This window comes from Pseudomonas sp., from assembly GCF_050739775.1.
In the GTDB taxonomy this organism is placed as follows: Bacteria; Pseudomonadota; Gammaproteobacteria; order Pseudomonadales; family Pseudomonadaceae; genus Aquipseudomonas.
Map to the genome: position 1 here is coordinate 80814 of NZ_JBOICA010000005.1, position 14464 is coordinate 95277.

10 protein-coding genes are annotated in these 14464 nt (G+C 63.3%); 1 reads left to right on the forward strand and 9 read right to left on the reverse strand.

Going from position 1 to position 14464, the window contains the following annotated elements:
* The first annotated feature begins 39 nt into the window (after nt 1-39).
* A complete protein-coding gene (locus tag ACRESH_RS04505) occupies nt 40-585 on the forward strand; it encodes an AAA family ATPase (RefSeq protein WP_431740826.1) in 546 nt (181 codons plus the stop codon).
* Here ACRESH_RS04505 and bcsC read toward each other — a convergent pair.
* The 9 genes from bcsC to bcsE are packed head-to-tail and all read right to left on the reverse strand — an operon-like array spanning nt 577 to nt 14427.
* A complete protein-coding gene (bcsC, locus tag ACRESH_RS04510) occupies nt 577-4134 on the reverse strand; it encodes a cellulose synthase complex outer membrane protein BcsC (RefSeq protein WP_431740827.1) in 3558 nt (1185 codons plus the stop codon). The two genes, ACRESH_RS04505 and bcsC, sit on opposite strands and share 9 nt — an antisense overlap.
* Nucleotides 4122-5222: a cellulose synthase complex periplasmic endoglucanase BcsZ gene (gene bcsZ, locus ACRESH_RS04515; protein ID WP_431740828.1), complete on the reverse strand. Its 1101-nt coding sequence runs from the start codon at nt 5220-5222 to the stop codon at nt 4122-4124. Before bcsZ ends, bcsC begins: the two co-directional genes overlap by 13 nt.
* Nucleotides 5219-7525: a cellulose biosynthesis cyclic di-GMP-binding regulatory protein BcsB gene (gene bcsB, locus ACRESH_RS04520; protein ID WP_431740829.1), complete on the reverse strand. Its 2307-nt coding sequence runs from the start codon at nt 7523-7525 to the stop codon at nt 5219-5221. Before bcsB ends, bcsZ begins: the two co-directional genes overlap by 4 nt.
* A complete protein-coding gene (gene bcsA / locus ACRESH_RS04525) occupies nt 7522-10119 on the reverse strand; it encodes a UDP-forming cellulose synthase catalytic subunit (protein ID WP_431740830.1) in 2598 nt (865 codons plus the stop codon). The genes bcsB and bcsA overlap by 4 nt, the downstream gene beginning before the upstream one ends.
* Nucleotides 10116-10850: a cellulose biosynthesis protein BcsQ gene (bcsQ, locus tag ACRESH_RS04530; RefSeq protein ID WP_431740831.1), complete on the reverse strand. Its 735-nt coding sequence runs from the start codon at nt 10848-10850 to the stop codon at nt 10116-10118. Before bcsQ ends, bcsA begins: the two co-directional genes overlap by 4 nt.
* Entirely contained in the window at nt 10847-11059 is a 213-nt protein-coding gene (gene bcsR / locus ACRESH_RS04535) for a cellulose biosynthesis protein BcsR (protein ID WP_431740832.1), read from the reverse strand. Before bcsR ends, bcsQ begins: the two co-directional genes overlap by 4 nt.
* A 17-nt stretch (nt 11060-11076) precedes the next feature.
* Nucleotides 11077-12675 (reverse strand): cellulose biosynthesis protein BcsG, encoded by a 1599-nt coding sequence (bcsG, locus tag ACRESH_RS04540; protein WP_431740833.1) that lies wholly within the window; start codon nt 12673-12675, stop codon nt 11077-11079.
* On the reverse strand, nt 12668-12856 hold the full coding sequence (locus ACRESH_RS04545; protein ID WP_431740834.1) for a cellulose biosynthesis protein BcsF: 189 nt from the start codon (nt 12854-12856) through the stop codon (nt 12668-12670). Before ACRESH_RS04545 ends, bcsG begins: the two co-directional genes overlap by 8 nt.
* Nucleotides 12853-14427 carry a cellulose biosynthesis protein BcsE gene (gene bcsE, locus ACRESH_RS04550; protein WP_431740835.1) on the reverse strand — a complete coding sequence of 525 codons (1575 nt, stop codon included), beginning with the start codon at nt 14425-14427 and terminating at the stop codon, nt 12853-12855. Before bcsE ends, ACRESH_RS04545 begins: the two co-directional genes overlap by 4 nt.
* Nucleotides 14428-14464 lie beyond the last annotated feature (37 nt).

Genomic DNA, 14464 nt, shown 5'->3' on the forward strand with positions numbered 1-14464 from the left:
ACCTGCACAATTACCGGTTTGCCGGAAAGGAACTCCTCCATGCAACGCATCGTAATTTTGGGCAACGCCGGCAGCGGCAAATCGACCCTGGCACGCGCGTTGGGCAAGCACCTGGATGTGTCTGTAGTGCACCTGGACAGACTGTTCTGGGAACCCGGCTGGACTGAACCCAACGCGGATGAATTCCGCGCACGCGTCACCAATGCGATTTCATCAGACGCCTGGATTTGTGAAGGTAACTACTCACGGCGAACCTTTGATATAAGGCTCCCCCGTGCGCAGCTGATCATCTGGCTGGATACACCGCGCATTACCTGCTTTACCCGGGTGATTATGCGCAGTGTGTTGAACCGGCCTCGCGCCGATATGCCGGCCGGCTGCACAGAGAAACTGGACAGGGCGTTCCTGTCCTTTCTCAACTATGTATGGACCTTTGATCGAACCTATCGTCCCTCTATCGAGGCCGCGCGATTGCTCGTAGGGCCGCTTGTTCCGGTCATCCATTTGTGCGGGGCTCGGCAGATCGCCGAATTTATGCAGGGGTTGCCGAGCAGCACCAGGCTGCACTGTCCGGACTCAGCGTGATTCGGCATACGGCTTCAGCGGATTGACCGGCAACGGCAGATTGCCCTGCCAAGGGTCGAAGCTATAACGCAGATACAGCAACGCACGATTGGGTGAATAGTCTTCGCTGCGCTGCAGGGTAAACCCACCACCCAGCACCCAATGATCATCCAGACGCCGCTCGACCAAGGCCTGGGCCAGGTAGCCCAGGCCTTTGTTGTCATCGCCGCCACGCAGTTCGTCGATGTTGCTGCTCTGCAGCGGGCCATACTGGTTGAGGATGTCGTCGTTGACCGATGACACCGGGAAGGCACGTTCGGCATCGCTGCGCGCCCAGGAATACCCCACCGAGCCTTCCAGGTATACGGACCAGTTGGCATTGCGCCAGGCGTAGCTGACCGGCACGCCGAACGACAGGTAGCGCTGCGGGCTGTAGTAACCACCCTGCCCCAAGGTGTAACCGCTGAGGTTGCGGTCGTAGTGCCAGGCCATGGCTGTGGCACCGATACGCAGCTCTTCGTCGACACGGTTGATCAGCCGGTAGTAGTAGCCGCCCATGACGCGCCAGCGTTTGTTGTCTTCGACGTTCTTGCCTTGCAGCCAGTGATAACCCAGGCTGGCCCAAACCCCATCATCCAGCCCGCGGTCGTGGCTCAGGCCCAGCGTAAACCCAGTAGCGGTCACGCCACCCCAACTGATACCGGTGCGCGGGTCCTTGGCGCCAGCGTAGGACAGCAACGAGTTGTTCATCGGCCGCCGCGAACCGGTCAGCGACCAGCCGATGCCGTGGGTCTTGCCATCGAAGGTGACGCCGCCCAACAGGTTCTGCACCTCGAAACCCATGGGTGAAGTGCCGATGTCGGCGCTCACGCCATCGCCCTGCCAGCCCGCGGCCAGGGTGATGCCATCGGCCGTTTCCTTGCCACCGGGGCAACCGCTGGGAATGGCACCGGCCGCGTTGCGCCCACGCAACGAACAACTGCCGAAGGCTTCGCGGTGCAGGCCGTCGGCGTCGGTATCGAAGCTGGCCGCACGCAGTGCGACCTGCTCGACGCGGGCAAAGCCAAGGCCACCTCCCACCGGCATTTGGGCATGGACCATGGTGGTCGAGGTGGTAAGGTCGGAAATGCCTTCGGCGCCGTCGTTGTCGCGCCAGCCGTAATCCTGCTGGACGGTCACGGTCGGGCTCTGCCACTGATAGAGCTTGTCGACATCGCGGCGCAAGCTTTGGCGCAGCCAGTCATCTTCGTCCTTGGCACGGCTGGCACGGGTCAGGGCGATGTCGTCACGCGGGTTGGCCTGTTCGGCGCTCAGCAACTGGGCATCGCGCATGGCCAGTGCATAATAATCCAGTGCCTGTTCGGCCTGTTCGCGCGGCACCATGCGTGCCAGATCGCGGTAGAGCAACGCGTCCGGCGTGGTCTTGTTACGGGCCACCTCGGCCAGCAATACCCGCGCTTTGTCGCGCTCACCCACGGCAGCCCAGGCATTGCCCAGGCGCCGGCGATCGTCGACGCGCTCTGCGGGGATCTGCAGTTCATCCTGCTGCAGCGCCTGACGCGCGGCCGTCAGCTCGCCGCGTTCGATCAACACCTCGATGTGCCCCAAGCGTGCCTGGGTATCGCCTGGCTGCAAGGCCAGCATACGGGTGTAGTAGCCATCGGCGGCACTCAGATTGCCCGACTGTCGTGCCCAGCCGGCCAGTTGCTGCAAATCGCCCATCTGTTGCGTGACGGGCTGATTGGCAGCCAGTTGCCCTTCGAGCACGATCATAGCCCCGGCAATCTCGCCGCTGTCAGCCAGTGCACGGGAGCGATCCAGAACCACCTGACGCTGCAAGCGCTTGTGCAAGGCCTGCATGCCATCGTTCCAGCGGTTGGCAGGTACCTGTTCAAGGGTACCCAGCCCGGCCTGGCTGCGTCCATCCGCCTCCAGGTACAAACCATGGGCGAAACGCGCCGTCGGCTCCTGGCCCTGACGCGACAGCAGGTCGGCGAAGACGGCATCGGCCTGCGGGCCCTTGCCCTGCATGCGCAAGGCGCGGGCCAGGTCGGCAGCCAGCCAGGGATCATTGACCGCGAGCTGGCGAGCTTCGGTCAATTGACGCTCGGCCGTGACCCAGTCTTCACGCTCCAGCGACTGCCGAGCCTGCCCGCGCAACAGTTCCAGTTGCGAACCAGCGCCCGACCGCCCACTGCCAGACGGGGCAGCCCACTGCCGCTGCTTGATCGGCAGGCTGGCGACGTAGCGTGAATGGCGAGCCGGCGATTGCGCCTGGTAAAGCCGTGACAAAGCGCGCACGGTATTTTCATTACCCGGCTGCAGGCGCGACGCCTGCAGGAAGTACTGCTCGGCACGCGGCAACTGGTTGCGCGCCATCGCCACGTTACCCAGCCCGAGCAGCGCCAGGGGTTCCTTGGGATCACGTAGGGCCGCCTCTTCATAGGCCTGTTGGGCAGCGCTGTAGTTGCGTGCGTTCAGCGCCTGTCGCCCGCGCTGCATCAGCAGCCAGTATTCGGTGGAGGCCAGCAGTTCGTGCCATTTACTGAGAATATAGGTGTCTTGCTCTTCAGCCACCGCCTGTTTGAGCCAATCGACGGCTTCCTGACGACGCCCCTGGCGCGCCAGGGCCAGGCCCAGGTACCCCTTGAGAGTGGCATCCTTTGGATAAGCGGCCAGCGCCTTGCGCAGATTGCCCTCGGCTAGCGCCGGTGTGCGCTTCTCCACCAGCATGCGGATGCCCAGCTGGCCGGCACGCCAGGCCGGATCGCCGGTGAGTTTTTGTTGCCCGGTGAGCAGCTCTTGCACTTGCGCTTGGTGAGAGTCCCCTGGGTAGCGTTCAAGAAACGCCTGCCAGGCACGCACGCTGGCATCGCTGATCGGCTGCTTGCTCAGGTACGCGAACTCCAGGCCAGCGGCGAGGTTGCGTGACTGGCTTTCGCTGGCCATACGCTTGACCACGACCAGTGCCTCGTCGTTGCGTTTGGCGCGGAACAACTGCTCAGCAAGAAACTGCTGCAGCTCGGGGCTACCTTGGTACTGCTTGTCCAGAGCGTAGAGGTGTTCGATGGTGGTCGGCAGTTGATTGGGCAAGCGACTGCGAATGCGCCAGTACTCCAGTGCCAGCTCCAGGCTCGGTGGTTCACCCTTGCCAAAGGCCGCTTCATAACGCGACAACGCCTCGTCGAAGCGCCCGGCAGTCGCCAGCAGGCGGATCTGCTGCAGCGTTTGCTCGCCTTCCCCCGTGCTCATTTCCAGCAATTTGACCATCTGCCGGTCTTGCGGGCTGTCCGGCGCCAGGCGATGAAGATCGCCATACAGCTGCCGGGCACGGTCAAGCTCGCGTGTGCGCACGGCCTGGCGGATCGACGCTGTGAGCGCGTCAAGGTTGTTCGGTTCCAGCAGCCGCAGACGCGCCAGGGAATCTTCCACCAGGCTTTCGCGGTGAGTCGCTTCACCCAGGCGAATCTGCTGCATCAGCCATTCGCGCTGCTCGCTGCGGTCAGCGGGCTGGGCCAGCAGCGTCAGGGGTACAGCGCTCAGGCACAGCAAGGTGATCAATCTTCGCATTGCGCATCTTCCCAGCCAGGTACCAGTCTTCCTTTGGCGTCGAATCGATAACGACGCTCATCCCATCCTTGGCCGAACAGACTCAGCACCCGGTTGTAGTAGCCACTGGCGGGCGACTGCAGCAAGCGTTGGCGCTGCTGGTGCAGGCCGTCCTGTTCCTTCAATGCCGCCAGCAGCGGCAGCAAGGCGGCGGAAAAGCCCACTGGTCCCTGGCCACTGCCTTCCCCGCTGTCGACATTGACGCTTTCTGGTGGAGTGCCTTGTTTGAGGGTCAAGGCAACCATTGGCCGATAGCGTTCGAGCAGCGCCTGACGGCCGCTGGCGGACGGGTCCAGCATGCCCAGCCACAGATAGACGCGGATGGCATCGTAACTGCCCTTCGCGCCATTGACCGGATCGCTGACCAATGTGCCGTTGTCACGCACCGCTACCCAGTCGGGTGCCAGGCCCTTGGGGGCACTGTCGAGCAGCAATTTGCGGCTGTTACGCGCCAACTCCTCCCAGAGTGGCGCCAGTTCGGCAAAGCGCTCCAGCACCTGGGGCGGCAAGTAACTGGTGTTCAGGCGAGTACCCTGCGCGGTGACAAAGCCGCGGTCTCCCGGCAGCAGCATCACCCCGACACCCGGCAGTGGTCGCAAGGTTTGTGCGGCAACGCGCCAGAGCACCTGGATGGCCAGCTCGCGGTACTCGGCCACGGCCCACAAACGTCCTGCCTCAAGCAGGCTATAGGCCAACCACAGGTCGGCATCGCTAGCGTTGTTGGTATCCAGCACACGCCATGTGCCCTGCTGATCCTGGCCCCACTTCCAGGCCGGTAACTGCTTGCTCAGGTTGCCACCGGCGAGGTTGTTCTCAGTCCAGTTGAGCAGTTGTTGAAAGCGCTCGTGGTCGTTCGCCACCAGGGCGAAAAAAAGACCGTAAGTCTGCCCTTCGGAAGTAGTGATACGCCCTTGTGCCGGATCGATCACCCGGCCGTCAGCGCTGACCAGATCGGTCTTGAACTGCTCCCATGCGGGCCAGCAACTGGCCGCTGCGACCGACGCGAACAACCACAGTGCGCCGCCCAGCAGCCACTTCGAGCCAATCATTGCTTGCCCTCGGCCAAGCGCCGACGCGCCACCCAGGCCAGCAGACGCCAGGCCACAACACCCAGCAGGACAATACTCAGCACTGCACCCAGGGCCAATAGCACCGGATGATAGGAGAGTTGCACCCAGAGCATCATCCACCACGGCAGACGACCGACGAAGTAGGTGTCGCCAACATAGTGGCTACTTACGCCGCTACTGCGGATCAGGCTGACCGAACCACCGATATGGTCGTTGAGCTTGCCAGGATCGGTCAGGGCCTGACGCAACAGCGCGTAGTCGCCATTGTCGCTGGCCAGCAACGCAACGATGCTGCGTTGCGAGTGAAACGGCGACTGCATGCCGGTGATCGCCGCAATCGGTGCCCGCGCCACCACGTCCACCTGGCTCGCTGGCTTGTTACGTACGTCTTCGCGCAGGCGTTGCACGCTGCTGGCATCCAGCGGCCAAGGTGAGCGGGCCTGACGCAGCCAGTCACGCGAACGGTCCAGCAAAAGATTCAGGTCACGACCGTTACCGCTGCGCAGGTCATCCTGCAGCGGGCCCAGCACCAGCAGGTCGGCGTCGGTCTTGGCTGCCGCCGCCCAGTCATCAGCCAGTTGCAGCCCAAGCGCCGGGTAACCGATACGCGAGGCCATACCGGCGACCAGGTCAAGCATGGTGCCCAGTTGCAGCTCGTTGGGCTTGCCTGGCATCAGCAGCAAGGTCTGCGACAGGTCAGCCATGCGGCTGAACGGAAACGCGCTGCGGGAGAACGCGCGCAGGTCCGGCATGGCAATGTAGTGGTGGTAGCCCGACAGATCGATGGTCGAGTTCTCGTCGATGGCCGCCTGCACGTCCGCCGGCAGGAAGGTCTGGCACTGGCCATTCTGGGCATTACCCACCTTGCTGGCGAAACTGAAGTCGTAGCGCAGCTTGTTGCGGTCTTCGATCTTCGCCGCTGGCACCAGGGTCTTGTCGGTAAGCGTCGAGCTATCGGCAGAGAACACCCGCGTGTGCAGTTCCTGCAAAGCGGCACCCATGCCATCGGAACCTGGCAGTGGAATGCTGCCGACGAAGTGGTCGTTGAGACGGATGGTCAAGCGTGATTCGTCGGTCACCACCGGTGGCGTGTAGCGATACAGGGTCTGCACGGCAACCCCCTGATTGCGCCAGACGAACAGGTCAGGCGGCAGGTTCAGGGACAGTTCGATCGGTTGCGGTCTGAGGCCATTGACCTGCAACTGCCCTGGGTAATCGAGCAGTTCGGCAAAACGCACAGGGCGGTCGGTGCGCACCCAGTTCGGCGCATCGTAGGGTTCCCGTGGCTTGAGTTCTTGAACCCCTTGCACCACCACCCGCGAACCACGGAACAGGTCGGTGCCCACAGCCAGTGCCGAGGCCGCCTTGACCAGGTCGTCCTCGTTGCGCCCCAGTACCAGCAGCACCTTGCTGTAGCGATTGTCTGGGTGGGTGATCTGCTGGATCACCGGTCCCTCTACCGGAGGAAAGCGCTCGGGGTTGGCAAGAAACGCCGGACGCCGGTCGTTGGTGGCGAAGACGATGCTCGGCAGCGGCTGCTGGGCGCTCTGTGCCGGCAGTTGGTTGTAGAGCACCGGGAAGGTCGCCATGCGCCATTTCGCCTTGCTGCCGAAATAGGAGGCGAGAATCGCCGCGGCCTTCTGCTCGCCCAGCCCAGGGCTACCGGCAAAGACCATGGGAATGCTCAGTTGGTCGGTGTCGCGCGCGTCAAAATATGGCAGCGGGAAGTACGCCAGGTCGTTGTCGGTGACCAGTGCCTGTTCATCGACACGGATCACGCTTTTGCGGCTGACGTTCAGCCACAGCGAACTGTGCGCAGGGTCTTCGCAAATGTCGGTGTAGTGGCCGACGAACTCCACGCGCACGCGGTTGAAGTCCTGCACCAGCTTCGGATCGAGGGCCATGCGTTGCTGGCGCTGTTGGCCGATATCGTCGGCGCTGATCGGCACGACGCCCATGAGTTCGTCATTGAGGTACACCCGCAGGTGCGACAAGCGCGGCACCAGGGCCGGTGACGGGGTGAAGTTCAGCTCCAGTTCGACGCTGCTGGCGAGACGGTCGCGGCGCAGGCTGAATTCGATCTGGTCGCTATTGCGTACCCCCATCAGCAGGCTGTCACTGCCGCGCCCCAGGCTCTCGAAGGTTTGCGTACGCAACCAGTGGGGTACCTGTGGTGCGGCGGAAGTGGTCGCTGGCTGCTCTTCGGCAGCCAGGGTAAAAGGCAAGCCCATGGCAGCCAACAGCAAAGCCAGGGTCCATGGAGACAGGAACGAACGCTTCATGTCGTACTCTTCATTGAGTCGGAGGGAATGGGACGCGGCATCCGCGGGAAGAAGCTAAGCAACCAACGTGTTGCGCCAATGATCGGCAGTGCCGGCAGGCGGACCCAGGCCGGGGCATACTCGATGACCCGGTAGTAGCCCATGGCGCCAAGCGCCAGCACATCGAAGAAACTGCGCAGGGGACGGTCCGGCACATGGCTGTCGCTCCAGCCGAGCCAGTTGTCGGCGCGGGCAAAGGTGCACTGCACGTACTCGATGCGTTGTTGCAGGCTCAGGTCCGCCAGGCTGATACCGACCTGGCGGTCGACGCTGCGCATGACCCGGCCAGGAAAGACGAACTCACGCCCGGCCCGCTCCAGCAGTAACTGCACCTGGGTGTCGGGCGCCAGTGCGCGGGCGGCGTCCAACTCGATCCCGGCACCGCCGTCGGAGTAGTCGTAAAGCAGCCCCGGATAGAGGTGCCCGTCGGGCAGGCGCAAGGCGGCCGGCAACTTCACCGGCACGCGCTGGAAACGGCGCACCTGGCGAACCTCGGCCGCCACCGCCAGGGCCGCGCCGATCAACAGTAGGTTGTAAATCACCCACAGCGAACTGACGATCACCGTGCCGTACTCGTTGCTCGGTCCGTAGGAAAAGCGCCACACCGCAAATGCCAGGCCCACCACGTTGAGCGCTGCCAGTACCAGATAAGGCCGGGCGATGCGCCAGTCGAGCCGGTCACTCTCGTTCATGCCGCCTTTGACGGTCACGTCGAAGTTGCCACGCTTGGGCGAGAACAGCGCCACCAGGGTCGGACGCATGATGTACCAGGCCAGCACCGACTCGTAGACCTCACCCCAGAATGTCTGCCGGTATGGCCCCTGGACCCGTGAGTTGACCAGGCTGGCATGCAGCATATGCGGCAACACATAGAGCAACAGCAGTACCGCCGGGGCATAGATCACGTAGGCGTGCAGCAGCAGGAACGCTAGGGGTGCGGTGAGGAAGATCAGCCGCGGCAGGCCGGACAGAAAGTGCAACATGGCGTTGGCGTAGCACAGCCGCTGGAACAGGCTCAGGCCCTTGCCCAACAACGGGTTGTCCAGACGGAAGATCTGCACCATGCCCCGCGCCCAGCGAATACGCTGACGCACGTGGGCAGCCAGGCTGTCGGTGGCCAGGCCTGCCGCCAGTGGGATACGCATGTAAGCCGAGTTCCAGCCAGAACGGTGCAGGCGCAAGGCGGTGTGGGCGTCCTCAGTGACCGTCTGGGTGGCGAAGCCGCCGATCTCGTCCAGGGCCGCACGGCGCAACACCGCGCATGAGCCGCAGAAGAAGGTGGCGTTCCACAGGTCATTGCCGTCCTGGATCAGGCCGTAGAACAACTCGCCTTCGTTGGGCTTGCGGCGGAACGAGCCCAGGTTGTGCTCGAACGGGTCGGCGGAAAAGAAGTGGTGCGGCGTTTGCACCAAGGCCATTTTCGGGTCCTGAAGGAACCAGCCGACGGTCAACTGCAGGAACGCCCGCACCGGTATATGGTCACAGTCGAACACCGCGACCAGATCGCCGCTCAAACGCTCCAGCGCGTGGTTGAGGTTACCCGCCTTGGCGCCGCGGTTGTCGTGGCGGTCGATGTAGCCTACCCCCACCTCTTTGGCGAACGCGCGAAACGACTCGCGGGCGCCGTCATCGAGGATATACACCTTGAGTTTGTCGCGCGGCCAGTCCAGGCCCAGGGCAGCCATGACCGTGGTGCGCACCACCGACAGGTCTTCGTTGTAGGTCGGGATCACCAGGTCGACACTCGGCCACAAGCGCCGGTCTTCTGGCAGCGCCAGCACCGGACGGCGCAATGGCCAGACGCTTTGCACGAAGCTCAGGATCAGTACCAGCCAGGAATAGGTCTCGGCCAACAACAGGATCATGCCCAGCACCAGGTCGAAGTCGTTGGCCCAGTGCAACGTCGAGGTGTAGCGCCACCACAGGTAACGGCAGGAGATGGTGATCGACAGAATGATCATCATCAGTGTCGGAAAACGGCCGGGCATGTAGCGCATTAACATCGCCATGGCGCCCAGGGTGAGGACGAACACCAACTGTGCATAGAGGTTGAAGGGCGAGGTGATACACAGCAGCGCGATAACCATTCCGACCACCGCCAGCACCCAGTAAAACAGGCGCTCGCCGGTTGACCCGCTGGCCTTGATCCGGCGCTGTGTCTGCGCCAGTGCATCACTACGGCCGATAAGCCGCGGCAGCTTGCGCATCAGTCCAACCAGCGGCAAGCGTACCCGTTGCACCCCGGCATATAGTCCTCTGCCAAAGTGTTGCGCCCAGGTAACACCACGGCCACGTTTCAAGTCGGCACCCCGTGCCGGACGTGCGGGCCGCAGCAGCAATAGCCAGAGGGTCTGCACCAGGCCACGCAGCGGGTCGCCCAGACTCGGCCTCTTGTCCGCGAGCTGTGGGTAATACTGGCGCCAGTTACGCAGCAGCCGTTGCCACTGTGGCGAGTCCAGGCGCAGAAACACCCAGGCCAGGCTGGTGCCGAGACTGAGCACGACGGCCGTGAGCGGGCGAGCGCCGCGCTGGCGATAGGCGCGATAACGGTTCATGCGCGGCGCGCCTCCTGTGCCAGCAACCAGGTAGCCAGGCTGCGCACGTCTTGGCTGGCAAGGGAGTCTGGCGCGTAGTAGCCCACCGGGCTCTTCCAGGCCAACGCGCCGGCCATGGCCTCGTCGCGGTGAATCACCTGGGGAATCAGTTGCGCATGGCGCTCGCTCCAGAGCAGTAGCAAGTCGCGCTGCAACTGGCTGATCGGGTCGAAACGGTTGACCAGCAGCGGGGCATCGCCCGCCCCTTCGGTGCTCAGCAACGCATGGCAGGCGGCGTCGGTCTCCAGTACCCGAATGTGCATCACCGTATCCGGCAACAGCGGCAAGGTCGGCTGCCCGCCCGGTAATGTGGCGGGCGTATCCAGCACAATCCAGTCAAAGTGCGCCTGCAAGGTTTGCAAGCGTTGCCACCATTCTTGCGGCTGCTCACGTTGACGCTGCTCCAGCGCGCTGAGCGCGTCCGCCGGCAACTGCCCGAACGGCAGCAGGTACAAGCCCTCCACCACCTGCAGCAAAGCCTCGTTCCAGTGCCCCGCGGCGTCCTGGTCGACGCTGGCCCAGCCGTGCGGCGAATCCAGGCCCAGGTTGTAATGCAGGCGCAGCAGGTTGCGCGGGTGCAAATCCACCATCAGCACCCGCTGCTGCAGTGCGTGCAAGGCAAAGCCCAGTGCCGCGACCATCGACGTGGTCCCGACACCGCCACGAATACCGCTCAGTGCCACCACCGTCATACTTGCGGCGCCTTGTGATTGCCCTGCGCGCGGGTCGCATCGCTGTCGCTCGGCCAGCCCTCGCTTTCGGCCAGCAACGGCCAGCGCCGGCACGCGGCCAGCAGCTCGCCTTCGCGGCTGATGTCCTGATACGGCATGTCCTCATCGCCAAGGCGCTGTTTGAGCCGGGCGATATCATCGCTACGCTGCTTGCGGTCGTCCTGAGTCATATCGCCTCCTCTCATACTTACTCGGGATAGAGCATCCATTGCGTTTGCCCCTTGATGCGCACATAGGGCCTGCCCTGCAACTCGACCACCGCAGAATCGGAGTTCTCGGATACGGCCGGCGTGCTCGGCAGGTCGTGAATCAGTGCTGCCAGGTCGAGCGGACCGCCCTGCTGGGCATACAGTCGGGCAATCAGCTCGGAGACCGCCAGGTAACTGGACGGCGTGGTGACGTGCTGAGGGCCCTGCTGGTCTGACTCGCCCATGTTGATCAGCTTGATGCCTACGGGTACGTGGGTGATCGAACGTGAGGGGATCTCGCGCATGCCGGATATCTGCATGCGGTCACCGTGCACTGCTGCGCCATGCTCAGGCACCAGCACCAACACTACCCGCCGGCCGCTTTGCTGCATCATGTCGATGAACTGGTCGATGTCATCGAGGAAGTTCTTTGCTCGCTCCTGAAAGGAGGCACGCCGCGTGCTGCCATCGGCATTGGTGATGCGGTTGCCGTCATGCAGGGTGATGGTGTTGTAGAACAGCGACACCGCAGGTTTGTCTTCCTTGAGCCGGTGAGCCCACCAGGCCTGCAGCACGTCGTGGTCGCGGGCAATGTTGGCGCCGTCGTAAGACTTCAGTGCAGTGGGGAACTCGTCGCTGCTCATTAGCCGTGCAGGCAGGTGCTGCCCGGCCAGGAAGGTCATGTATTTATGGGTGATCGGGCCGTTGTGATTGAGCATCAGCTCGGGGCTGTAACCGAGTTTGGCAAGGTTGTCGAACAGCATGCACTGCTCTTTCGCCGGTTCGTACAGCTGAATGTGATGCGGCTGGCCACAACTGGCGCGGAGCATGCGGATGGCGGCCGGGCCGCTATAGGAGGTGGCCGAGTTGAAACGGTCGAACACCACACTCATGCGCCGGAACAATGCATTGTCGCGCATCCCGGCATCTTCCAGATCGTCCCAGGCCAGCGAGCACACGTTGAGCACCAACAGGTCGAAGGGCTCGGCGCTGGGGTTAGGTTCGGGGAAGCGCGTCATCTTGCCCGCCTGCTCGCGGTAGAACTGCTCCAGCCAGGCATCGACTGCTTTGCTTTCGGCCACCTGGCTACTGGCACCCTGGGTAGTGCTCGTTTCGCCGGCAACTGACTGCACCGGTACATTGAAAGCTGGCAAGGCGCCGGCAAGGTACACCCACAGCAGCAACGCGACAGTTACCAGGGTCAAGCGCACCCAGGGGGCGATGAACAGGTAGGCAAGGCCCACGGCGAAGAGCACACCGAGCACGTCCCAGTTGACGAAACGCCCGAGCAGGTCGATGACGTAGTCGACGGAGAACGCCAGCACCTCGGACTGTTCGAACAACCGGCGGATCGGTGGGTACCAGGTGTCCTTGTAGAGCAACGCGGCACCCAGCGGAACCGCAACGACGTTGCGCAAGCGCGGCAGCCATTGCCCCGGCAAGGGCAGCAGCAACCCGGCTGCAAGCAGCAGATTAAGCAGGGTGTGGAAGTCCAGCAGGCCCATCCATAGCAAGACAAACTTGGCGAGAAAATACAGGTTCCAAAGCCCCAGCTCCGGCCATTTCAGTACCGGCGCTGTGGCGACCGCGTCACTCATGGACGCCCTCCTTTTCGGCATCATGATTTATCCGTACGCCCCGCGCGATGAGATGGCGCGGTGGCAAGCGGCGATTGATCCAGGTAAAAAAACGTTGCCCCATCAGGAACAAGGCAATGGCCAGCGGCGCCGTCAGCAAAGCAGTCAGGCCGATGACCCACAGCAGTTCGTTATAGGTCATTGGCGCGCCTCCAGCGCTTGCAGGGAAACCTTCTGCGGCTGCAGTGGCCGGAATGCCTCGGTGGCCGGCTGCGCGTCCGCCGGGTCCAGCGCCATGGCATCAACATCGGCAACGGCATCGGACTGGAACTGCGGCATCGCCAGCACTTGCGACGGCAGCACACTTTCGTAACCGGCGATCACATCCTGCCAGGGCAGACGGAACACGTTGCGCAATGCAGCTTCGACCAGCGAAGGGCTACAGGCGAACAGGAACAGATAGGGCACGTCACCGGCAATGCAGGCAATATCGCCATAGCGGCGCAGTTGCAGCTGCTGCAACACCACGGTTGGACTCAGCGTTGGCAAGGGCTGCAAGCGCAGCAACTGATGGCGCACCTCAGTGCCGACGGTGTTGTCAGCCATCTTCTTCGCCGCGGCGGCAAACGCCCTTGGTGACAGGCTGCCACGCACCGCCAGAGGATGCAGACGTGCCAGCAAGGTCGAAGGTTCGGCGGCCAGCGGGCGCTGCCAGCGGTGTCCCTGGATAGAGCGCACCAGGGTCAGGAAACGCAGAAATGGCGTGCCCTGCGGCACGATCAGGTTAGCGCCGCTGGCCAGCAGCAACTGTTCTTCGTGTTGACGCAGACCTTGCAACATCTCGCGCACCACCAGTTTGACCGAGCGCCCACAATGACTGCGCAGTTGGTACAGGCGGGTGGCAAGCGCGTTGACATCGTCAGTGCCGCTCAAGGCAAAGATCACGGTTGCCGCCTGGGCATCCATCCCCTGCTCCAGCAGCGCGTCCGCGTCGTCGAACAGCTGCCATTGCGCAGTGGGTGGCGTCTCGCCGCCGAGCACCGCCGTCTGTGCCAGGACCTGGCGTTGATCGTTGGTGGTCGGTGCGGCGCTGTCATCTTCGGGGCGAGGCGACACGCGAAAACCGCTGCCTTCGTCGAGCAGGAGAAAATCATGCGGGCCATTCACACCCGCGTCGTTACTCCAGAAGTGCACCAGCAGATGCCGCGCGCCCTGGGCGATGTACACCTGGGCCAAGCCGGAAATGTTGTCATTGTGGCGCAACAGAATATCGAGCAAGGCTGGCGGCGGTGTGTCACCGACGACCAGCAGCGTGCTGCCCACCGAACGCAGCCAGTCCTGAGCCCGGGAACACCACAGCGCCAAGGATTGCGCCAGCAGCTCGTCCCAGCCCTTGTGCGGCACGCGGATCAGCCATAGTGCCCCTTCCCCGCCGCGTACCCGCGGTACGTCCTGGCGCAGTGCCTGAATCAGGCGCCTGGGGGACATTGTGGGCAGGTCGAACAGGGTCAGATGCCCCGGCCCGTACTCATCGGGAATCGCCTTGAGCAGATCGCGCGAGGCGCCAGCCGCATTGACCAGCAACGCCCGCGCCGACGCTGGCAAGCTCATCAGCAATTGCGTGCACAGTCTGTCTGCGGTATCCGGCGACTCGCAGGCCAGCCAGTACAGGCCACCTGTGCGCATTTCGGCTTGTCTGTCGGGGAGACCGGGCAGTACCGGTGTCGACGCATGCAATGGCCACCTCCATGAGGGCATAGGACTACAGTCCATCCAGTCAGGCGCGTTTGCTTAAACAATGCACGCCATA